Consider the following 21,909-nt stretch of genomic DNA (forward strand, 5'->3'; position numbering starts at 1 on the left):
TGAATATTTTCGTTATGTTAGAATAGGGCGCTATGAATACAACACAAATTCGCTTCGGCATAAAGTATTGGCGACTCGCCATTCATCTAATTTTTAAAACACAACATTTTGGCGTGAACAACCTCTGGTGGGCCAAACAGCCTTCTGCGATTGGATGGCGTTGGTATCAAATATTATGGGGGATTGTCACGATCATGCCGATCCTGCGTAATTACCAGTCATTAAAAGTCAGGAGTTGTTTAGGTTGGATTCCACAAGCGGACTGTGAAGCTTTGGGCTATCAAAAACAGATTGCTAAAAAGAGTCAAAGGTAATTGCGTTTATGATTCAAATGGATCTTGAACAAAGACAGTCCTCGCGGTTTGTGCGGCCTTTTCAGGTGACGAATCATGAAGATGAAACTTTTTCAGCCGCTTTTGAAGGGGCTGATGTAAACCTGACCGGGTTAGGGTTCTTTATTGATGATCCAGATCTATTTTTACCGCAGCAACGCCTAAGCTTACGAATCAAAAACGAACAGACAGATGAAGTCTATTGTTTGGAAGGGGTCGAAGTGATTCATTTACGACCTGATGATAGCGGCAAGTATCTTTGCGGTTGTCATATTTCTCATGTTACCAGTAATCAATTATTGGCACATCACCGCTTGGTGATGACCGATGCAGAAACAGCCTTAGTTTCCATGGAAACTTCAAAGCTGTCTGAATTTAATTTTATGGAAGATGGTTCTGAATTATCAACCGATGAATCGGACTTTCAAGAAGCGAGTATGGCTCTCAACTTGGCGGTGTCTCAATCAGAGTCGAACCAACAAGAAGTGGCACGCTTTGTACAATCGGTAGAGTCGATCTTTGCCAGTACACAATCATCAGATATGAAGTTACAAGATTTAAAAGAAGAGTTTGAAGATTTTAAGCAGTATCTAGGGAAAATGAATGAAAGCACCATTGCTTTTGCAACCTTGGCAAAGCTTTTGGCACATACACCAGCTGAGCCGCAAGATAAGCTTGCATGGAAAACCCTGATTTCAGACTTCGAAACCCGTTTTTTGAGTGAAGAACAACAAGTCGCTTATGATTTTATGCATCAGGGGTTAGACGCAGAAGAAGCTTTGGAAATCGCACAAGAATACCTTAAGAAGTAATCGCGATGGGGCGTCGATATTCTATTCGATTGGCTTGGATGCTTTCGCTATGGCCGTTTTGGTTCAGTCTTTCAAATGTATCAATTGCCGATACTCCCTCCCAGACAAGTCCTTTTGACCCCAAAGTCACTTTAGAATATGGTTTTTTGAACCAAGGTGGCATTCAGGGATCCAACGGTAAGTTTTCCGACCATTTCTATGACTTCCAGATACAAAATGCGGTTGGTTATTTTGGTTATACTCAATGGAATTTGGATTGGTACAACGCCGAACAGCTTCCGTTTGGTAATGGACAAGATCAACCCATTAACCATTTGCATAAACTGAAACTTGGTGGAAAGCTGGGCAAACGGTTAAACGATAGAATGCGCTGGATTAATGTTATCGGCGCTTCATCCGCTTATGAGGCTGAAATGGAGGATTCTTATAGTGTGAACCTGCGCAGTTTTGTGATGTATCAATATCACTCAGATGTCACACTCTTAGCGGGTGCAATGTATAACTACCATTCGGTTCGAAGTCGATTGTATCCTATTGTCGGAGCATCTTATCGAGCAAATGCCAAGCAGGGGGTGTCGGCCGTTATTGGTTTTCCACGTTTGTTTGTTGCTTATGGACTGACCGAGCAGTGGAAAGTCAGCAGTGGAATCTCATATCGACAGTTTATGGCAAAGTTGGCAAATGACAGTAGCATTGAACCGCAAGGCTATGTGGAACTGCAAAGTTGGAAGGGCGATGTGATGGTGTCTTTCCAACCAGATGCTCACTGGCGAGTCGGCGTATTCGGCCATTACTCAGCTGATTATCGGTTCGCTTTCTATAACCGTGAAGGTATTAGGCAAGATCAGTATAAAGTCCAGCCGAGTTGGGGTGGAGGGCTGAAACTGGATTATCAATTTTGATTGAGGTTATTCCGCTACCAGTTGCTCAATACGGAAATGACCATGTTTACCACCGAGTTGTTTACTTAAAAATGGTAAGCCTTCTTGCATGATTTTCATCAATGTCCAAGGAGGGTTTATAATAATCATACCGCTGGCTGTCATGCCTTTTTCGCTGTCTTTCTTAATCCCTAATTCAAATAACTGAATGTTGCGGATGCCACTGTCTTTAAATGCTTTTTCCATTGCGTTAATACGGTATCTATCAACCATTGGATACCATAAAGCATAGGTACAGTTTGTGAATTTCTTATGCGCTTTGATTAAGCTGCTGACCGCGGTTTGGTAGTCTTGCTTGACTTCATAAGGCGGGTCCATCAAGACATAACCACGCCTTTCTTTAGGCGGTAGCTGGCTGATGCAGCCATGAAATCCATCGTCTTGAAAAACATGAATGCGTCGGTCACCAGCAAAGTTCTGTCGTAAAGTTGCCTGTTCTCTGGGGTGGAGTTCAAACAATCCGAGCCGATCCTGTTCGCGAAGCTGTTGTTGTGCAAACCAGGGAGAGCCTGGGTATCGTGTTAGCTTATTGTCCGGGTTGAAAGTATGGGTAAGCGTAAGGTATTCAGAGACCAGGCCTGGCAGGTTTTCAGCATTTGGATCGAGTTCCCATAATTGACCGATACCATTCTCATATTCTTTATTTTTTTGTGCTTCTGTTTGCTCTAAAGCGAAAGCCCCTGCACCGGAATGAGTGTCTAGATAATAAAGCGGTTTAGGTTTTTGTGTTAAGTAGCTTAAAATTTGGACGCTGACACTGTGCTTGAGTACATCAGCAAAATTCCCAGCATGAAACGAGTGCAGATAGCTGAGCATAAAATTCCTTTGAGAAGGCTAACAATTGGTGCTTAGCGGTTACGTTTGTTTTTCTTTTGTTTGCGAGCATCAAGGCGCGCTTGTTTTTTTTCCGCTTTTTTGATGCGTTGTATTTCCACTTGGCGACATTCTTCTTCCATTAGATCAGGGGTCTCTAGGGTTAAGCGCCCCAATAAACCATCGCGAATTTCAGTAATGAATATGCGTGAGATTTTATCTAGATTTACTTGTCCTTCACTGACCAAGCAGCCACGAGTTCGACCGATTTGCTCAAGAAAAGCGACGTCCGGCGCAGGGTCATGAATGGGCAATTCATCTAAATCATAACGTTCCAATAGGCGTTGCGGATAGGTTTGCATTAAATATTCTGCAGCATAACTGGCAATGTCCGGTAGCTCAAATGCGGTTTCTTTAATGCCACCAGTAATCGCCAAACGATATCCGGAGTGTTCATTTTCAATGTTTGGCCAAAGCATGCCTGGTGAGTCAAATAATGTAATACCGTCTTCCAGTTTGATGCGTTGGAGTATTTTAGTCACCGCGGGCTCATTTCCTGTTTTGGCAATCGGGCGACTGGCAAGGGTATTGATTAGAGTCGATTTCCCAACATTTGGAATCCCCATGATTAGGGCATGAATTACTTTGACAGAGTCGGCTTTGCGAGGAATCATCTTTTTGATGATGTCTAACACTTGGGTTTTCCGGTCAGCTTGTTGAGCATTCAGCGCTAAGGTCTTGATGTTTTTTGATTGCTCAAAATAAGTTTGCCAAGCTTCGGTTTGAGCCGGATCGGCCAAATCGGATTTGTTAAATATTTTCAGGGTAGGTTTATCGCCTCGTAGACTGGCGATCATAGGGTTTTCACTACTGAAGGGAATACGAGCATCCAGCACTTCGATAATCATGTCGACCTGTGGCAAGATTTCGCGAATCTCTTTTTGTGCCTTGTGCATGTGGCCGGGATACCATTGGATTTGCATAGTGATTCCTGAGAAAGTTGGTTAAGCGTTCAAAATAAAAAGAATTATAGCGTTTTAAAGATTTTTAAACTGTAAATAACTATTTAGAAAAGAAGCTTTTTAAGAAACGCACCAATAACACAGCACCGGCTATTAGCCAGATGTAGACAAACCAGCGAAAGAGCTCATAAAACGAGGTTAAGGACGCTTGAAGATGTTGCAATCCTTCCGTTGTCAGTTGACCGTTTTCGGCCGTGCCCAACACAATCATGACCACCAGTAAAAAAGCTGCGCCAATCAAAGCACCTAAATATAAAAACAATTTTTGCCAAATGTCCATGATGATCCTCGTTGATGTTTTTAACGGATAATAATTGTACCGAAAATAGGGTGAAAAAAGGCAATAACACACTGTTATCGAACTTGTTTTTAGAACTAAATCTTATAGAAAAAATGCTTGGTCTGCATGATTTGAATAAAAAAATCTATTTCCTACCTGTTAACTAGGTTATATACTGGTGTCGAGGTATAAATTTTCTTAATGTTTTTAAACGAGTGGTTAGGAGTCAATTATGCCAAGAGCGAGAAAGAGAGTTCCGAACGAAACGATTAGCGGCTATAAGCCTCTTTTTTTACCAACACCCAATGAAGCAAACGAAGGGAAGGTCTGCGAGTTTGTTCCAAAAGAGGTTGATATGATGCCAGGAGATTGGCGTGACCCGGGAAATCCATCGCCCTATGAATTGCGTACAACAATTCAAACCTGTAAACGGGTTTGGCAGTTGAATAAAGATGCTTTATCGCATCCTGATTGCGACATTGAAGCCACACAATACAATATTAAGGTATTAGAAAAGTTGTATATACAGTTAATGGATTATTTGGTGGAATAAGAGGGTGTTTGTGCCATTAAATATTGCCAGGCCTGGCTAAAATCATTTATTGAAGACGAAAAAAAAGCAAGGCTTGATGCCTTGCTTTTTATTATTGCTTTAAGCGATTACGAATTAACGCAAAGGATTAAAGAGCAACGATGTTTTCTGCTTGAGGACCTTTTGGCCCGTCAGTTACAGTAAATTCAACTTTTTGGCCTTCAGCTAAAGTTTTGAAGCCTGAGCTTACAATTGCGCTGAAATGAGCGAAAACGTCTGGACCAGACTCTTGCTCGATAAAACCAAACCCTTTAGCTTCGTTGAACCACTTAACAGTTCCTGTTGTATTAGACATAATAATATCCTGTAAATTTATAATATTAAAGAGTGCCTTACGGCGTGAACATCAGAAAAATAAACTTGTACTTAAAACTACACAGCACGGAGAATTATTACGAATAAAACAACGAAGTCGAGCAGATAAACAATAGAATTTCTTTCTTAGTGAAATCCATTAGACGCTAGTTTCGCGAATCTGTCAATCTTTATTTATGTAAATGTTTGATGCTTAAGAAAAAAATCTTTCAAAGCCCTTGTTCTATATCAAGTTTTAACTAGAAATTATTTTTTCAGAAAAGATCGATCCCAAAGATCAACCAGTAATCGGCCGACAGAGCCTATTAACATAAACAACGAACCGACAATAAAAAGCCAAACAGCGAAGGTCCGATACATTTCAAATGAAGGCAGGAATAAAATACTGCCGATAAAAAACATCAGGTTGCCGAATAATCCAAGCGAAAGATGAATCCACCCGTAGTCTTGAACCAATATTCTTAAAAAATTTTTCATTTAAACACCGCTTTTTATTTTGAATGCACAGTGTAAATGTTTTTATTTTCACTTCAAGCAACCTAGATGTGTCTAAGTGCCGCCATTTAACTAATCGTCATGAATTTTTCAGCCGTCTATTTTTAACAAATACAAAAGTGGTGCTAGAATAATGACATTCATTTTTATCGAAAGGAGTCATTAAGTGGCCGTTTTAGTTGAAGGGTATTCCATCATTATTAATAAGGCGCAAGCTATGAAAAACCAAGAGGCGCTTTCTGCTTTGGCCTCGGTAGAGGGAACCCTCCAGCCAATGGCGATCTGTTCTGATGCCGGATTGCTACGTATCGGGTTTATGGATTTGAAAGATGCTAATGAATTTGTCATGGCATTGGAAAGTGCCGGGTTGCGTTATAACAGTATGGAAAATGGCGAAGAAATAGCCCGGGACATTGTAATGGTAACCCAGTTCGGTGAGATCAATGTGACCTGTCCTTGGTTGAGTGTGCAATTTACTAAGCTAAAAGACGATACTTTGATTTGTGTGGCGGCACTCCAGTCGGAAGAAAAGATTGATGGTGTGGCTTTCCCAAAAGGCTGGGCAATAGAAGTGTCGATATTAAAGCGCTTTTATGAAGAGCGTACCCTTTATATGCAGGAGAATTATGAATTGGTTCGAGAAGAACCGATGCATGATATTTATCGTAATCCAGATAATGGAGAAGAAATTCGGTTGCTAAAACTAAAAATGGTAGAAACACCTAAAGAAGCTCTGCAATAAAGATCATTTGAGGAGGCTGTATGGCCAGCGTCGGGTTACTTGCTCTCATTGATGATATCGCTACATTATTAGATGACGTTGCCGTACTGTCCAAGGTCGCTGCAAAGAAAACCGCAGGGGTGTTGGGTGATGATTTAGCACTGAACGCACAGCAGCTGACCGGCGTGAAAGCGGATCGAGAGTTGCCTGTGGTTTGGGCTGTGGCGAAGGGGTCATTTCTCAATAAATTGATTTTGGTACCGCTGGCCTTGTTAATCAGCGCTTTTTTACCTTGGCTGATTATGCCTTTGTTGATGCTAGGGGGAACTTTCCTTTGCTATGAAGGATTTGAAAAAATTGCCCACCGTTGGCTACATTCGCCAGAATCTGACCAGTCACATCAACGTGCCTTGACCGATGCCATTAAGGACGACAAGGTTGACATCGTTGCTTTTGAAAAGCAAAAAATCAAAGGGGCGATTCGAACGGACTTTATTTTGTCAGCGGAAATTATTGTGTTGGTCTTGGGCGCAACCCAAGGAGCCGTTTTTTTAACGCAGGCTCTAACCGTTTCGGTGGTTGCTATTCTGATCACGATACTTGTTTATGGACTCGTGACAGGAATTGTTCGGATAGATGACGGTGGTTTAGCATTGATTCAGAGTTCGGGACCCAGTCAGTGGGGGCGGTTTAAACGCTCTTTAGGTCATGGCATGCTCAGTTTTGCACCGAAACTCATGAAAACGCTTTCCGTTGTAGGAATGATCGCCATGTTTTTAGTGGGCGGCGGCATAATTGTTCATGGAATACCTTTTTTGCATCCACTGGTGGAGATCTTGACCCGTGACATGACCGGGTGGGCTATCTTTTTAGCCTCACAAGGCTTTAATGCTTTGACAGGGGTGGTTTTGGGTGCCATCGTATTATTGCTGGTTATCAGTGGTAGCTGGGTCAAAAGTAGGGTTCAGGCATCTAAATAGCACCTCATTTCTTATTGGCATCAGGCTTGGACGCTTTGATTCTATTTTCTGATACGCACTTTTGTTTAGAATGATATTTTCCATAAAGAATATGGTATTATCAGGGCATAATTACGAATTAATTGATGCACTTGTCCATGTTTAAAACTGTCAGCTTTCTTTTTCTTTTGTTGGGTGTGGTGATTCAATCCCATGCCATGCCGTTGATTGATCTGTCCCAGCCACATTACCAAATCGGTAAATCCATGCTGTTTCTGGAGGATGAAGACAGTAGCCTTTCTTTTGCTGAAATAGAAAAGATACCTGATGCTCGGTTTGAACCTGTTGATGAAGACATTTGCTCTTATTTGTTTACGCGTTCAACTTTGTATTACAAGTTTAAAGTTGTGAATACTCACTCAAGCGCATTAAACCGTTTATTGGTTTTTGAAACGCCTTGGCTGGATTCCATTCAAGTCAAAGTTATTTCGCCTGATCAAACGCAACAAACATTTTTGACAGGGACGTTATTTCCTTTCAAGCAACGAGCGGCAGAGCATCCATATCCTAATGTTGAACATGAATTTAAGCCAGGAGTCTCAACGGTGTATGTTCAAATCAAAACACGCGATCCCTTTATTGTGCCGATTTCAATTTTAGATAGAGAATCGTTATTTAAGAACTATGTTTCTGTTTTTGCGGAGCCTGTAAATAATTCTGTGTAAACGCTCGGTTGATCAAACATAAGGTTTCAAGCGTTCTTCATGCAGAATCATAAACTGGTTCATGGCTAATTTCCAGTCTCGAATCGGCATGGTCCATTTTTTTGAGGCCGATTCAATGGCCAGAAAAATGATTTTAAAGGCCGAGTTATCATGGCTGAAGATCTTGCGATTCTTGGTGGCTTTGCGAATCACCGAGTTCAAAGATTCAATCGCATTCGTCGTATAGATCACCTTGCGGATCGCCTGAGGGTACTGGAACAGCGTGGCCACATTGTCCCAGTTGTTGCGCCAGGAACGACCGATATTGGGGAATTTGTCATCCCATTTGGTCTCGAACTGCTCAAGCGCCAACAGAGCTTCTTCTTCGGTCACTGACTGGTAAACCTGTTTGAGGTCGTTGGCGACCTGTTTGCGCTCTTTGTAGCCAACATAACGCAGGGAATTGCGCACCATGTGCACAATGCAAAGTTGAACATCTGCCTGAGGGTAGACGGTATTGATGGCCTCAGGAAAGCCCGTCAGGCCATCAACGCTTGCGACCAGTATGTCCTTGACGCCTCGGGCTTCAAGGTCGTTTAAAACGCTCAACCAGAACTTGGATGACTCGGTCTCAGACAGCCACAGGCCCAGGCATTCTTTTTGGCCGTCGGTATTGACGCCAAGCGCTACATACATGGTTTTTCGCACCACCTGTTTGTCCTGGCGGACCTTGATGACAATACCATCGAGATACAGCAGCGGATAGACTTCGTCCAACGGACGAGAACGCCAGAGGGTGACTTTTTCCATGACCGCTTCGGTGACCTTGGAGATCAGTGTTGGCGAGACATCAGCGCCATACATCTCTTTGAACGTTGCCACAATGTCTCGGGTGGTCATGCCTTTGGCATAAAGCGCCAGTATCTGGTCATCCATGCTGGTCAGGCGGGTTTCGCCTTTTTTGATAATGGTGGGGTTAAACTCACTCTGGCGATCCCGAGGGATGGCGATTTCCACTTCGCCATGGTCGCCTTTGAGGGTTTTAAATGAATAGCCGTTTCGGCTGTTGTCGCTGTCGGAACTGTGGTGCTTGGGATAGCCCAGGTGCTCTTCCATTTCAGCACCGAGGGCGGCTTCAACGGTCATTTTAAGCAGACTGGCTGAGAGGTCAGACAAGTCGCTCTGAGTTTTGATATCCTTGGCCAGCTCAGCGGCCATGGCTTTGAGTTTTTCTTGGTCGATGTTGCTCATAGTGATTTTCCTTTTCGGGGAATTTTAAACTATGAGCGTTTACACAATTTGGTTTACAGGCCCTTTTTGCGACCTCGATGTTTATCTACGGCATCATTATCGCGATGATTTTGTATCATTTTATTTTATTTGCCAGTATTCAATTACGATACTATGCATATTACGTGCTTTATTTGATGTCGTTTCTGGCAATGAATGTCAGTTATAACGGCTATACTTTTCAGTTTTTATTGCAAGACTCCCCGGTTATTCAAAACTGGATACAAGGGACGACTATCTTTTTGTTTGCAATTGCAGGGCTGTTGTTTGCAAAAGCTTTCCTTAACTTAGAAAAATATATTCCACTGGCTTATAAAATTACAAAAGGCATGATATGGCTGTTTGTCAGTGTTATGCTGATTACAGTGTTTTTCGGTTATCACGCGCATGTGATGTTTGCGATCGGCATGTCGGTGATCTTCAGTTTGTATGTCTTTGTTATTGCTTTTTTGAGCTATGTCAAAGGGAATAAAACGGCTCGGTTTTTCTTATTGGGTACCACGGCCGGTTTAGTCGGAACCAGTGTGACGGCTTTAACGGTGATGGCCATTATTCCTTATAGCCATGTCGGTTATCAAGCCGTAGATTATGGATTGGCGATTGATTCGATTCTCTTGTCTTTTGCGTTGGTTGACCGAGTCAAAAGTACCGAGAAAGAAAAACTGTTGGCAGAAATCTCTGCCAATACCGATGCTTTGACGAATGTGGCAAATCGTCGTGCTTTCAATCATTTCTGCGAACAATTTGACAGTGGTTCTCAAAAGTTCTATCGAGAAAAACTGGTGGCCATGATGCTGGATATCGATTTCTTTAAAGAAATTAATGACACTTATGGTCACTCGGTGGGTGATATCGTGTTGCAAAAAGTGGCTAATCTGCTGAGAAGCAATACAAAAAGTACAGACCAAATCTTCCGGATGGGGGGAGAGGAATTTTTGATTTTATTGCCTGACACTGATATTGAAAATGCACAAAAAGTAGCAGAGAGAATCAGGCTTGCGATTGAAGAAATGGTGACTGATAAAAACGGTAGTGCCATTTCCATTACGACAAGTATCGGTATGGCAGAAGTTCTGATGGAAGATATCAGTTTGATCTCCACCATTCAATTAGCGGATAAAGCACTTTATGATGCGAAGCGCTCGGGTCGAAATAAAGTCGTGTTGGCTGTTCGTTAAGCCAGGAGGAATGTTTTATTAATTCAAATCATCTTTCGACTTAAAAGAATCAGTTGTCTTTGACAGTCTTTCTTGAAAGTGCTGTAATTTACTTAAGGATACTCATTTTTTACTGGAGCTGTCATCATGAAAGCCTTCTTCCCGCCCAACTTTCAAGCCATTCCATCTTTATCAATCGTGTTGGTTTCAGTATTGTTAGCCTCCTGCTTTGGAGGAAGTGATGACAGTGGCACATCAGCTTCTAATGGTGATGACACATCTCAAAATGATCAGGTAACTTCGGAGATATTTAACAGTCCCAGCTACACCGCAAACTGGGGCGTGCTAGGTGTTTTTGCCAATGCGACAACTTGTGCCAGCTGCCATACTGGAAATGGCACGACGGTGATGGAATTTGACGGTAAAGATATTAGTCCGGCCACTCAATGGAAGCATGGTGTGATGGCACATTCTTTAAATGACCCTTACTATAATGCGGTGGTCGAAGAAGAAGGACATCTTTTCCCGGATAAAAAAGTTTTTATCGAAAATACTTGTTTAAGATGCCATGCCCCAATGGGATATACTCATGCCCATCAAAATCCAGAATTATTAGTGCCAGATCCAACTGGGTTATTGTCAGATGGTGGTTATGCTTTTGAGACGGCGATGACCGATCCGCATAGTCGGGAAGGCATTTCGTGTACTGCATGTCATCAGATGCAAGATCCAATGGTGAACCAAACAACAGGGCTAACCGAAACAGAGATGCCGCTTTCTAATATGAGTGGAAACTACAAAATCAACTCTCCTGCTGAAAATGGTTCAACTGATCCTAAAATTTTTGGCCCCATTGTTCTCAATCCATATTACCAAGCAATGCAGAATGCAACGCAATATATTCCCGAATATGCAGCGCACATGAGTGACTCAGCTAAATGTGCCACTTGCCATAACCTTTATACGCCCACCTTAAACTTGGATGGGGAACTTCATAAAATCGATCCGGCAACAGGGAATTATGATCCGACTGGTCAGATAGCTCAATTTCCTGAGCAGGCCCCTTATTGGGAATGGTTAAACAGCCGATACCTTGCAGATGGAAAAACCTGCCAGGCCTGCCATATGCCGGAACCTGTCAGTTCGCCTCCTTATCAAACAGCAGTAACAACTCGACCAGCCAATGCGTGGGAGCGTAGTAATTTTTCAGAACATGAAATGGTTGGAGGTAATACTTACTTACTAGGGCTGTTAAGTAAATATATGGTAGAGCTCGGCATTGCTGATAAAACCACAGAAGCAGGGTTTAATGAGAAAATCGCTCAAACACAATCGATGCTCCGAAAAGCGGTAGACTTTACCTTATCCCAATCCTTGTCAGGAAACACTCTGACGGTTCCTGTGGTGATTACAAATAATGCGGGGCATAAGTTGCCTACCAGTTTTCCATCTCGTCGTGTTTGGGTTCATTTAAAAGTGACAGACAGCGCGGGTCAGGTGGTGTTTGAATCTGGCAAGCATGAAGAAGGGCGAATTGAAGGGAAAGATGATTTGTTTACGTCCAGTACCTGTTTGGCAAGTCATAAAATCAGCGGGTTTGATTCTTTGACCAATCAATGTTACGAGCCGCATCATGACGTGATTACCTCATCAGATCAGGTGATGATTTATGAAGATGTCTTGGGAGATGTGAATCAGGACATTACGCATGTTCTGCTGCACGCACGTCAGTATTTAAAAGACAACCGCATTCCTCCTAAAGGTTGGACCGAAGCAGGGCGACATCAGAACCCGGTCGATCAAACCCTTTATGATGATGACATTGTCGGTGCGGCGGTGAGTGATGCTAATTTTGCCTCAGGCAAAACAGGGGCGGGGTCAGATGGTAAGGATACGGTAACCTACCAGGTTAATACGACAGGGTTTTCAGCGCCATTTTCAGTGGAAGCAGAATTGCTTTATCAGACCATTCGTCCGAGTTTTGTAGACAGCATGCACGCCGATGATGAAATAGAAGGGGACAGCTATGTGGGGCGTTTTAAAGCAATGTATAAAAACACCCCACCGGAACCGGAAGTTTTAGCAACCTATCCTTCTCTTTAAAATGCGAAGCGTAATGTTAAACACGTCTAAGGCGTGTTTTGCAGGAATTCAGACAGTTTATTCTTAAGAGAGGTTCCTATGCGAGTGGTATCGTTAGTAAATGGTTCATTACTGTCTGAAGCAGCAAGTGTTTATGCCATTTCTTATGCAAAATCGATTGAATTGCCGCTTACTTTTTTGTTTGTTGATAATGGACTGGAATCTATTGAAAAGTTCCAGTCCTCTTTGGCAACATTGGAAGAAATTGCTGAAGCCAGTGGACTTTCTTTTGAGGCCGTTATTTTAAAAGGGGATGTCATTGAGCAACTAAAGCACTTTGCTCAACTCTATTCAATCGATACTCTGTTTTGTGCAACACGAAAACAATCAAACACACATTCTTTTAGTGAAAAAATCGTCCGTTCCGGTATTGAAACAGCCATTGCCGTCGTGAAGGTCAAGAATGTATCTCAAGTGCGTTCCTTTCATCGAGTATTGTTGGCAGCAGGAGAAAAGATTAACCCGCATTGCTACCTTTTATGGATTGCACTCATCTCAGCAAATCAGGCACGAGGTAAGTTGTATTTGCAAAACAGTCGAACTGTTAAAAAGGCCTCGAGTAAGTCCGGCCTTAAATACCAAGCGGCTCCATATGTTCAATTGGCCGGGATGCTCAAACAACAAGTTGAAGTTGTCCAGGTATTGCAACCAATCAATCCGTCTTTAATGGAGAGTTATTTGATTGAAAATGACATGGATTTGGTTGTGTATAACGCCGATTCCTATTCAAGGAAAACATTAAACCAAGTTACAGACCAGTCCTGCATTAACAGTATCTTGTTTTACCCCTGGAAGGCGTAATAATGCTCTTTCGCCAACCGATTGACCATGTTTTAAAATCATTACAAAGCTCTAAGGCAGGCTTGTCTCAAGTGGAGGCGAAACAACGTCTGCAATCTTTTGGTCTAAATCAAATCGCTCAAAAAAAACATAAAGATTACCGTGTTGAATACCTCAAGGAATACATTTCATTTTTTCCCATACTGTTGGAAGTGGCTGCTATTTTGGCGCTAATTGCCGACTATTATCAACCCAATCAAGGTAATGATATATTGGCTTATGCTGTATTTGGTGCTGTCTTTCTAAATGCAACGTTTACCTTTTGGCAGAAGTTTAAAGCAGATAAAGCAATGGAAGCCTTGTTGAAGTTGATCAGGTCTGAGGCCACCGTGCTACGGGATGGTGAATGGCAGACAATTGATGCGACAAAAGTTGTACCAGGTGACATTTTGCAATTGAATGAAGGTGAAAAAATTGCAGCCGATGCGATTTTACTAGAGGCCAATGATCTGTATTTGAATCTATCGGTTTTAAATGGAGAATCAACGCCTTCAGCTCGAAACTTAATGCCTGGTGATGCCCAACGCGAACTGGATGCTAAAAATATGGTATTTGCCGGCTCTGCTGTGACCAATGGAAATGGTCTCGCCATTGTTATTGCAACAGGGAACGCCACTGAATTCGGAAAAATTGCCCGAATGACGGCTGAAGTGGCCGTGACGGTAACGCCGATTGAAAAAGAAATCAGGCACATGACTTCCGTACTGACTTTGTTAGCTTTGGCAGCAGGGGTTGTGTTCTTTTTATTAGGTTGGTTTTCAGAACGAGGCGTTTTAATTTCAGCCATTTTTGCCTTGTCTTTAATTGTAGCGAATGTCCCTGAAGGGTTGTTGCCGACGATCACCTTATCTTTATCGTTAGCTTCCCAGAGAATGGCCAAACGCCAGGCACTTATTAAAAACTTAAATTCTGTTGAAACGCTTGGATCAGCAACCGTGATTTGTACAGATAAAACCGGTACTTTGACTCAAAATGAAATGACAGCAAAAGCCATTTATTTAGCGGATGGCAGTGAGGTTTCCATTTCCGGGGGCGGTTATCTGGAATCAGGTCAGCTTAAGTTTGAGCGGAGAGCATCAGAAGACAGTGAAGATAACTTACAACAACTTTTAACAGTGGCAGCTAATAACACTCACGCAACGATTAACCTTGAACAAGGAACCGTGATAGGGGATCCAACAGAAATTGCCTTGGTTGTAGCAGCTAACAAATATGGCGCTTTCAACCCATATGACAAAATCAAAGAGTATGCTTTTTCTTCCGACCGGAAGATGATGTCTACTTTGGTTAAGAAGAATGACCATGATGAATTGTTTGTTAAGGGAGCTGTCGAGAGTGTTTTGCCTTTATGTTCTCAAGTGCAGCACTCTTCTGGAAAGGTTGGTTTGACCTCTGGTGAACAGTCAAAAATTGAAAAAAAGAATAAACAATTAGCCGAACAATCTTATCGGGTTCTGGCGATTGCAATGAAAGTAGGGGATGGAGAGCATGACCTTGTTTTTCTTGGGTTAGTCGGTTTAATCGATCCAGCTCGACCTGGTGTGAAAGAAGCGATTAAGCAGTGTCATTCAGCCCAGATAGAGGTCATGATGATTACGGGCGATAATCCGGTGACTGCACGAGCGATTGGTGAACATATCGGTTTGAGGGTAGATGAGGTTTTAACCGGACCGGAGGTGAAACATTTATCGAATACGGTGTTACAAGAAAAATTAAAAACCAAGCGTATTCTCTTTGCCCGAATGGCTTCAGCACAAAAGTTACGTATTGCCAAATTGTTACAGGAAAATGGTGAAGTTGTTGCGATGACTGGCGATGGCGTTAATGATTCACCAGCTCTTAAACAAGCTGATATCGGTATCGCGATGGGGTCTGGAACTGATGTGGCAAAAGAAGCGGGTGACATGGTCTTGTTGGATGATAATTTCAAATCCATTGTGTCAGCAGTGGAAGAGGGACGTACGGTTTACTTCAATATCAAAAAGCTGACTACTTATATTTTGAGCTCCAATGTGCCTGAAATTGTGCCTTATGTCTTACAGTTCTTTTTAAAGATACCGATGCCGTTATCCGTGATTCAAATCTTACTTATTGACTTGGGAACCGACCAATTACCGGGATTAGGGTTGGGAGCCGAAAAGCCTGAAAAGCATATTATGCAGCGCCCGCCGATTGGAAGGCATGAAAAAATCCTTGATTGGGAAGTTTTCAAACGTGGCTATTTTATGGCTGGGGTATTTGAAGGAATGGCCGCCATGTTTGCTTTTTTAGGGTTCTTATTCTTGAATGGTTGGCAATATGGTGATTTAGATTTGTCTCAGGAGTTTCACCGTCAAGCTATGACCATGACGCTGTTAGGAGCGATAACGTGTCAAATGGCAAATGTCTTTACCTTACGATCCTGGGAGGATTCTTTATGGCATTTAACCCGTATCAATAAAATGATTTGGTTCGGTGTTGCTATGGAAATGGTCTTTATTCTTGCCATTTTATATGTGCCCATGATTCAATCTATTTTTAATACCGCAATGGTTCCGCTTGAAAATTTATGGCTTTTATTGCCATTTCCAATACTATTAGTATTAAATCATGAATGGTATAAAATTCGTCAGAAAGCTAAATGGCAGAAGGCCATAGCTTAAAAGCGTGAGTTTTTTAAATACCGTAAGATGGCTGGGCGTCCGAAAACCGAGACGGCAATCAAAGCGGTTAGAAACAGCAATGCAGATAAATCGGTCTGCGTTAATTGAACAATTAATGCGATAGATGCTGCTGAGGCAGACAGTGCTCCAAACCCTGTAATCCAACGAGAACCGGCTTTCTGCTTGAAAGCCAGTCCACAAACTACCGTAAAGGTAAATAAAAAAGCTAAGCTGGCTGCTTCAACCAAAGAAGTTAAATTTCCGATAGCTGCCAGTAAAGCAGCAATACTGCCTAACCAGATGACCGCTCGATCAGGAATGCCCTCTGAGTTGGTGTGTGAGAATGCCGCTGGCAGTTCATGAGCTTCAGCAACCTTATGAGCTAATCTCGCTGTGGCAAACAAGGTTGCGTTGATTGCAGAGCCTGTTGAAAAAGCTGCCGCGATGGTAACAACAACCAGTCCCGTTATTCCAAACGCTTTTTCGCCTGCAATGGCTAATGCAACTTCTTCATGCTTGACAATCTCATCTGCCCCAATCAGCATCGCAGTCCCCAGTGTCACTAAAATATACACCAGAATAACCGTGATAATGGCTGATAATACAGCGCGTGGTAGGGTCTTTTTAGGCGCCTCTATATCATTATAATCATAGGTCAGTAGCTGAAATCCTTCATAGGCCATAAAGACGGCTGCAGCACCAAATAGCGCTGCGGCTAACCCTGCATCTGGCACGCTTACCCCTTGTGACAACATTGGGATGTCCCAGTAAGAGAGTCCCCAAGCCGACAAGCCAGCCAGCACGACCAGCTTAAACCAGACAAGAAAAATTTCAACGCCACTGGCTTCGGCAACCCCTTTTAGGTTGAGAGCAATGAACAAGGCAATAATGGCAACAGCAGACGCACGAGGAAACCAACTATTAAGATCTAACAAATTGCCCAGGTATTGTCCAAAAGTGAAAGCATAGACGGCATTTGTTAAAACATAACCGATAATCAAAATCCAAGCTAAGCTAAGCTGCCTGCAAACCCTTCTGCATCGACTTTCCTCAGAAAAGTGAATGCGCCGCCGCCTTCATCATAAAAAGTAGCGAGCTTAACATAGCTGTATCCTGCTGCTAAAGCGATTAGACCTGCAGCTAAAAAGCTCAGCCAGGCCCAAGCACCAGCAATAGCGACGACAACGCCCAATGTTGAGAAGATTCCGCCCCCGATCATGCCACCAACGGCCATTGACCAAGTACCGTTAAAGCCGAGTTTTGTTTTTGATTGTGTCATCGGATTCCTAAATAATATGAAATCTTTTTTATGAATAATTATACGTATGTTAAAAATAACCCATAAAAAATGCCAATTATCTTTTTCGATAATGATAATCGTATCTTAGAGTGATAATATTGAATAATGAATACGTCTTTAGAGCTTTTTTATACTTTAGCTGTGGCCCTTTCAATTGGCTTGTTGATAGGTATTGAGCGCGGCTGGAAAAAGCGTGAGTCTATTGAAGGAACACGCATCGCAGGTGTGCGAACTTTCGGGTTAATTGGGTTGCTAGGCGGCGTCACAGCATTGCTGTCACAAACCTTTGGTGCGCTAGTGTTCGGTACTGTTTTTATAGGTTTGACCGTCATCTTAGCATCAGCATATATTGCAGCATTAAAACAAAACCAGGATTTGGGTATCACAACCCTTATCGCAGCATTATTAACCTTTATTCTCGGTGCATTAGCGGTCATGGACCAAGTGATATTGGCATCAACGTCAGCGGTGGTGATGACGTTACTTTTAGGGTATAAACCGATATTGCATCGCTGGGTTGGTGCTCTTGAAAAAAAAGAGTTGCGTGCGGGGCTTAAGCTTTTGTTGTTGACAGTTGTGCTGTTACCTATTCTACCCAATGAAGGCTATGGTCCTTGGCAAACTCTAAACCCTTATATCATCGGTTGGATGATTGTACTAATCGCATTGATTTCTTTTGTCGGGTATTTCGCTATTAAAATTGGTGGAGCTAAAAGAGGGGTGGTGTTTACAGGGGTGTTTGGTGGATTGTCAGCCTCTACGGCAGTGACACTTCGGTTTTCGCAGTTGGCACGTAAAGATGCCAATATGCGTTCAATGCTGTCGATAGGCGTGCTCCTAGCGTGCGGAACAATGTTACCTCGTATGATGTTGGTGGCGGGCGTATTCAATTTAAACTTGGTTAATCAATTGTGGTTACCAGCAACCGTCATGGCGTTATTGGTTTATCTTCCAGCCATTTTGTACTGGCGAACTCAGACCGGGAAAAATATTGACACGACATCGGTTTTAACCAACCCGTTGGATTTAAAGGTAGCATTAGCCTTTGGAGGGATTCTGGTGCTGATTATGCTACTAAGCGCATTTTTAAAACAAACCTACGGTGATGCCGGCATACTGTCTTTGGCTGCTGCATCCGGTGTTTTTGATGTTGATGCCATTACTTTGTCTTTGGCCAGAATGAGTCAGGATAGTTTGGCCTTGAATGTCACCGTAACAGCGCTGGTTATAGCTGCCGTAAGTAATAATTTGGTCAAAGCGATGATGGCCAGTTTTATTGGTGGGAAAGAAATGGCTATAAAAGTAGGATTACCTTTAGCCATCAGTAGCTTAGGGGGTGGATTGACGGTTTGGTTCTTTGTGTGGTGATGAGGGGAAAGGTTAAAATTGACCAGGCCTGGCTAATTTTTGTATTAGCGATCTTTCATTTTTAACTTTCTTATTGCGATAAATTTTTAATAGCCGCTTTGCGATGTTGGTTTCGTCCAATCAGTACCAATCCAAGCCCACCCAGCATCATGATGGCTGCCAATGTCAGTCGCAGCGTAATTGGTTCTGAAATCAGTAAGGTTGCGCCGATAGCAGCAAATAGGGGCACCAAAAGTTGGGCGGCAGAGGCGAGACTTGAAGATATTCGTGGAAGGGCTTTATACCAAAGTATATAGCCTAATCCGGAAGTGACGCCTCCTGAAAATATTGCCATTCCCACGCCAAAAGGCGTTAAATGTACTACGTCGATAAACAGTAAACTGATGCCGCTTGCAATCGCTATCATTGGCAAGGTTCGATAAAAATTATACGCGGTATCTTTTAAAGGGGCTAAAGATTGCCGACCTTTCAAACTGTACAGTGCCCAAGTATAAGCTGAAATAATTACCATGACCAAGCCCCACCAAGAGGGCGTGGTCAGTTTTGGATACATTAAATACAACAACCCCAATAGTGCTAAGGCCACACCAACCCATTCTGCACCGTGTAGCTTGTCACCATTTTTTAAAGCATAGCCAATCATCGTTAATTGCACTACTCCCGCTAAAATCAAAGCGCCGGTGGCCGTGCTGATTGCCACATAACCATAAGAGAAGGTCAACGCATAAACAAATAAGATAAATGCGGCTTTCCAGCTGCCTCTGCTGATATTTTTTTCAATGGGCTGGTTGGTTTTATTTTGTGAATTTTTCCATGCAAATAGAGTCATAACAATAAACAGCATGACTGCCCCTGATCCTAATCGCAGGCTGGTGAAACTGACCGGATCGATCCAACCGCCATCCAATGCCCAGCGACAAATGACGGCGTTGGCAGCGAATGCAATCATCGCAAAGAGGGTCAATAAAGCCGTTTGTATCAATAAAGCAGGTGTCATAGGATTCCTAGCGTTGCGGGGTCTGAAGAATCAGCATATTCTAATGAATGCCGGCGAGGAAGCAAAACTTTTATGTTTTTGTCTTGAGAATTTCATTACCTAAGAGTATCTTTTTAACATAACCGTAAGTGTTTGATTCTATAAATGCATTAAGACCTGTTCAATTTGTGGGGGTGGGGATGATTGATTTTGAAAGAACACGTGACCTGATGGTTAACGACCAAATTGAAGCGCGAGGTGTTCGCGACTCTAAGGTGTTGCAAGCAATGCGAACCGTTCATCGAGAAGCTTTTGTACCAGAAGATATGCAAGACTTGAGTTATCGAGATTCGCCTTTACCGATAGGCGCAGGTCAAACCATTTCTCAACCCTACATCGTGGGTTATATGATTGAAGCGTTAGGATTGAAAGGAGGAGAAAAAGTTCTCGAAATAGGAGGCGGTTCAGGTTACGCCGCTGCCGTGCTGGCCGAAATTGCCAGTCAAGTTTATACGGTGGAACGTATTGATGAATTGGCCGAAAACGCAGCTAAAAGTCTCTCTCAGGAGGGTTATGACAATGTAACAGTCATTAGTGGGGATGGCACCACAGGCTGGAAAGAAGTCGCACCGTTTGATGCCATATTGGTGTCGGCGGGTGCCCCGAGTATTCCTGAAAGCCTTAAGCATCAACTTGCCATTGGGGGTTGTATGGTGGTTCCCGTCGGAGCGCATAAAAATGTACAAGAGTTGGTTCGAATAACACGTCGAGGTCAAGCGCAGTTCGATCTGGAAAAATTGGCGGATGTTCGCTTTGTTCCTTTAATTGGAGAACAAGGATGGGAATTGGAAGCTGGTCTGTCTCAAGAAACCAGCCCTCGTGTCATTCAGACCAGGCCAATTGTTAACCAATCTTTGCCCGACCAGATTCTACAAAACAGTGAGACGTTTGAATCAGTAGAGAATGCCGACTTAGATGGCTTAATAGAACGTATAGGCAATGCTAAAGTGGTTCTGATAGGCGAAGCCAGTCATGGTACGTCAGAGTTCTATGCCATGCGTGCGCGCATTACCCAGCGTTTAATCGAAGAAAAAGGGTTTACAATCGTGGCCGCTGAAGCTGATTGGCCAGATGCAGCCCAAATTGATCATTATGTAAGGCATCGAGACACATCACCTTCCGAATGGACTGCATTTTCACGTTTTCCGACTTGGATGTGGCGTAATACGGAAACGCGTGATTTTATCGACTGGTTGCATGAATACAATAAAACATTGGATATGGAGCAACGCACCGGGTTTTATGGACTGGATATGTACAGTCTATTCACGTCCATTAATGCAGTGGTGGAGTATTTAGAAGAACTTGATCCAGACTTGGCAGAAGTGGCGCGTTGGCGATACGGTTGTTTGAGCCCGTGGGAAGCTAACCCTGCAGCCTACGGCAGGGCGGCATTAAGTGATCAATATCAAGATTGTGAAAATGATGTGGCGCAGATGTTGACGGAGTTATACAAAAAGCGTCAATCTTATGTACTTAATGACGGAGAGCGATTTTTAGACGCCAGTCAAAATGCCGAATTGATTGCCAATGCGGAACGTTATTATCGTGTTATGTATTATGGTTCTCATGCCTCATGGAACTTACGAGATCAACATATGTTCGATACTTTGAACCGTGTTATGCAGTCGCGTGGTGAAGAAGAAAAAGCGATTGTTTGGGCGCATAATTCTCATATTGGAGATGCTTCTGCCACGGAAATGTCCAAACGGGGCGAGCATAATATTGGTCAATTGTGTCGCCAAGCATTTGGTGAGGATGCTTACCGAATCGGATTTGGCACCGATCATGGCACTGTCGCAGCCGCTTCCAACTGGGATCAACCTATGGAGGTTAAACAAGTCCAACCCTCTCATTCGCAAAGTTATGAAAACCTTTTTCATCAAACTCAACAGGCTGGATTGATTCTGCCTTTACGTCACAATTCAGACCCTCAGTTGATTCAAGAGTTAAATAAACCACGATTAGAACGAGCTATTGGGGTGATTTACCGTCCAGAGACCGAGCTTGCCAGTCATTATTTCGAAGCGGTCTTACCCCTTCAATTTGATGAGTATATTTGGATTGACGAAACACAAGCGGTTACGCCTTTAACCACCGAAGAAATCAGTGGCGTGCCTGACACTTACCCATTCGGGGTTTAATAAG

Annotated in this window: 22 protein-coding genes; 13 read left to right on the forward strand and 9 right to left on the reverse strand. The window is 42.9% G+C overall.

All coding sequences use genetic code 11. The features are described from left to right. Positions 1–32: 32 nt before the first annotated feature. The 3 genes from GHNINEIG_RS05535 to GHNINEIG_RS05545 are packed head-to-tail and all read left to right on the forward strand — an operon-like array spanning position 33 to position 2,046. Positions 33–314: a hypothetical protein gene (locus GHNINEIG_RS05535; RefSeq protein WP_135795727.1), complete on the forward strand. Its 282-nt coding sequence runs from the start codon at positions 33–35 to the stop codon at positions 312–314. Between the two features lie 8 nt (positions 315–322). Continuing rightward, positions 323–1,144, forward strand: coding sequence for a PilZ domain-containing protein (locus tag GHNINEIG_RS05540; protein ID WP_135795728.1), 822 nt, complete (start codon positions 323–325; stop codon positions 1,142–1,144). A gap of 5 nt (positions 1,145–1,149) precedes the next feature. Then, entirely contained in the window at positions 1,150–2,046 is an 897-nt protein-coding gene (locus tag GHNINEIG_RS05545) for a hypothetical protein (RefSeq protein WP_135795729.1), read from the forward strand. 6 nt (positions 2,047–2,052) lie between these two features. Here the strand turns inward: GHNINEIG_RS05545 and GHNINEIG_RS05550 are convergent, their stop codons facing one another. The 3 genes from GHNINEIG_RS05550 to GHNINEIG_RS05560 all read right to left on the reverse strand — a co-directional run bounded on the left by GHNINEIG_RS05550 (position 2,053) and on the right by GHNINEIG_RS05560 (position 4,200). Next, entirely contained in the window at positions 2,053–2,901 is an 849-nt protein-coding gene (locus tag GHNINEIG_RS05550; protein WP_135795730.1) for a 23S rRNA (adenine(2030)-N(6))-methyltransferase RlmJ, read from the reverse strand. 32 nt (positions 2,902–2,933) lie between these two features. Continuing rightward, positions 2,934–3,881, reverse strand: coding sequence for a ribosome biogenesis GTPase YlqF (gene ylqF, locus GHNINEIG_RS05555; RefSeq protein ID WP_135795731.1), 948 nt, complete (start codon positions 3,879–3,881; stop codon positions 2,934–2,936). A 79-nt stretch (positions 3,882–3,960) separates the two neighbouring features. After that, the gene (locus tag GHNINEIG_RS05560) at positions 3,961–4,200 is read right to left on the reverse strand and encodes a hypothetical protein (protein ID WP_135795732.1); all 240 of its coding nucleotides are present in this window, start codon (positions 4,198–4,200) and stop codon (positions 3,961–3,963) included. Between the two features lie 232 nt (positions 4,201–4,432). Between GHNINEIG_RS05560 and GHNINEIG_RS05565 the strand changes: the two genes are divergently transcribed. Next, a complete protein-coding gene (locus GHNINEIG_RS05565) occupies positions 4,433–4,753 on the forward strand; it encodes a hypothetical protein (RefSeq protein ID WP_135795733.1) in 321 nt (106 codons plus the stop codon). 127 nt (positions 4,754–4,880) lie between these two features. On the opposite strand, the gene GHNINEIG_RS05570 is transcribed toward GHNINEIG_RS05565, so the two are convergent. Beyond that, a complete protein-coding gene (locus GHNINEIG_RS05570; RefSeq protein ID WP_135795734.1) occupies positions 4,881–5,087 on the reverse strand; it encodes a cold-shock protein in 207 nt (68 codons plus the stop codon). A gap of 266 nt (positions 5,088–5,353) precedes the next feature. Then, on the reverse strand, positions 5,354–5,584 hold the full coding sequence (locus GHNINEIG_RS05575; protein WP_135795735.1) for a YrhK family protein: 231 nt from the start codon (positions 5,582–5,584) through the stop codon (positions 5,354–5,356). 184 nt (positions 5,585–5,768) lie between these two features. Between GHNINEIG_RS05575 and GHNINEIG_RS05580 the strand changes: the two genes are divergently transcribed. The 3 genes from GHNINEIG_RS05580 (at position 5,769) to GHNINEIG_RS05590 (ending at position 8,007) form a co-directional block, all read left to right on the forward strand. Then, complete coding sequence (locus GHNINEIG_RS05580; protein ID WP_135795736.1) at positions 5,769–6,344, forward strand: hypothetical protein; 576 nt, start codon at positions 5,769–5,771, stop codon at positions 6,342–6,344. A 20-nt stretch (positions 6,345–6,364) separates the two neighbouring features. After that, positions 6,365–7,303: a DUF808 domain-containing protein gene (locus GHNINEIG_RS05585; protein WP_135795737.1), complete on the forward strand. Its 939-nt coding sequence runs from the start codon at positions 6,365–6,367 to the stop codon at positions 7,301–7,303. 137 nt (positions 7,304–7,440) lie between these two features. Further along, a complete protein-coding gene (locus GHNINEIG_RS05590) occupies positions 7,441–8,007 on the forward strand; it encodes a 7TMR-DISMED2 domain-containing protein (protein WP_223260945.1) in 567 nt (188 codons plus the stop codon). Positions 8,008–8,019: 12 nt separating this feature from the next. On the opposite strand, the gene GHNINEIG_RS05595 is transcribed toward GHNINEIG_RS05590, so the two are convergent. Continuing rightward, a complete protein-coding gene (locus GHNINEIG_RS05595) occupies positions 8,020–9,228 on the reverse strand; it encodes an IS256 family transposase (protein ID WP_135796803.1) in 1,209 nt (402 codons plus the stop codon). A gap of 86 nt (positions 9,229–9,314) precedes the next feature. Here GHNINEIG_RS05595 and GHNINEIG_RS05600 point away from each other — a divergent pair, with 86 nt between their 5' ends. From GHNINEIG_RS05600 to GHNINEIG_RS05615, 4 genes are all read left to right on the forward strand, one after another. Further along, positions 9,315–10,454 (forward strand): sensor domain-containing diguanylate cyclase, encoded by a 1,140-nt coding sequence (locus GHNINEIG_RS05600; protein ID WP_223260946.1) that lies wholly within the window; start codon positions 9,315–9,317, stop codon positions 10,452–10,454. A gap of 126 nt (positions 10,455–10,580) precedes the next feature. Then, the gene (locus GHNINEIG_RS05605) at positions 10,581–12,536 is read left to right on the forward strand and encodes a hypothetical protein (protein WP_135795739.1); all 1,956 of its coding nucleotides are present in this window, start codon (positions 10,581–10,583) and stop codon (positions 12,534–12,536) included. A 78-nt stretch (positions 12,537–12,614) separates the two neighbouring features. After that, a complete protein-coding gene (locus GHNINEIG_RS05610; RefSeq protein WP_135795740.1) occupies positions 12,615–13,376 on the forward strand; it encodes a universal stress protein in 762 nt (253 codons plus the stop codon). Between the two features lie 2 nt (positions 13,377–13,378). Further along, positions 13,379–16,057, forward strand: a complete 2,679-nt coding sequence (locus GHNINEIG_RS05615) for a cation-translocating P-type ATPase (RefSeq protein WP_135795741.1) — start codon at positions 13,379–13,381, stop codon at positions 16,055–16,057. On the opposite strand, the gene GHNINEIG_RS05620 is transcribed toward GHNINEIG_RS05615, so the two are convergent. Then, a complete protein-coding gene (locus GHNINEIG_RS05620) occupies positions 16,054–17,058 on the reverse strand; it encodes an APC family permease (RefSeq protein WP_223260947.1) in 1,005 nt (334 codons plus the stop codon). The two genes, GHNINEIG_RS05615 and GHNINEIG_RS05620, sit on opposite strands and share 4 nt — an antisense overlap. Before the next feature lie 8 nt (positions 17,059–17,066). Then, positions 17,067–17,336 carry a hypothetical protein gene (locus tag GHNINEIG_RS11755; protein ID WP_223260948.1) on the reverse strand — a complete coding sequence of 90 codons (270 nt, stop codon included), beginning with the start codon at positions 17,334–17,336 and terminating at the stop codon, positions 17,067–17,069. Between the two features lie 126 nt (positions 17,337–17,462). Between GHNINEIG_RS11755 and GHNINEIG_RS05625 the strand changes: the two genes are divergently transcribed. After that, entirely contained in the window at positions 17,463–18,725 is a 1,263-nt protein-coding gene (locus GHNINEIG_RS05625; protein ID WP_135795742.1) for an MgtC/SapB family protein, read from the forward strand. A 70-nt stretch (positions 18,726–18,795) separates the two neighbouring features. Here the strand turns inward: GHNINEIG_RS05625 and GHNINEIG_RS05630 are convergent, their stop codons facing one another. After that, positions 18,796–19,722, reverse strand: coding sequence for a DMT family transporter (locus tag GHNINEIG_RS05630; RefSeq protein ID WP_135795743.1), 927 nt, complete (start codon positions 19,720–19,722; stop codon positions 18,796–18,798). A 128-nt stretch (positions 19,723–19,850) separates the two neighbouring features. Between GHNINEIG_RS05630 and GHNINEIG_RS05635 the strand changes: the two genes are divergently transcribed. After that, the gene (locus GHNINEIG_RS05635) at positions 19,851–21,905 is read left to right on the forward strand and encodes a protein-L-isoaspartate(D-aspartate) O-methyltransferase (RefSeq protein ID WP_223260949.1); all 2,055 of its coding nucleotides are present in this window, start codon (positions 19,851–19,853) and stop codon (positions 21,903–21,905) included. Positions 21,906–21,909: the final 4 nt, after the last annotated feature.

Origin of the sequence: Hydrogenovibrio crunogenus, from assembly GCF_004786015.1 — a bacterium.
Taxonomy (GTDB): Bacteria; Pseudomonadota; Gammaproteobacteria; order Thiomicrospirales; family Thiomicrospiraceae; genus Hydrogenovibrio; species Hydrogenovibrio crunogenus.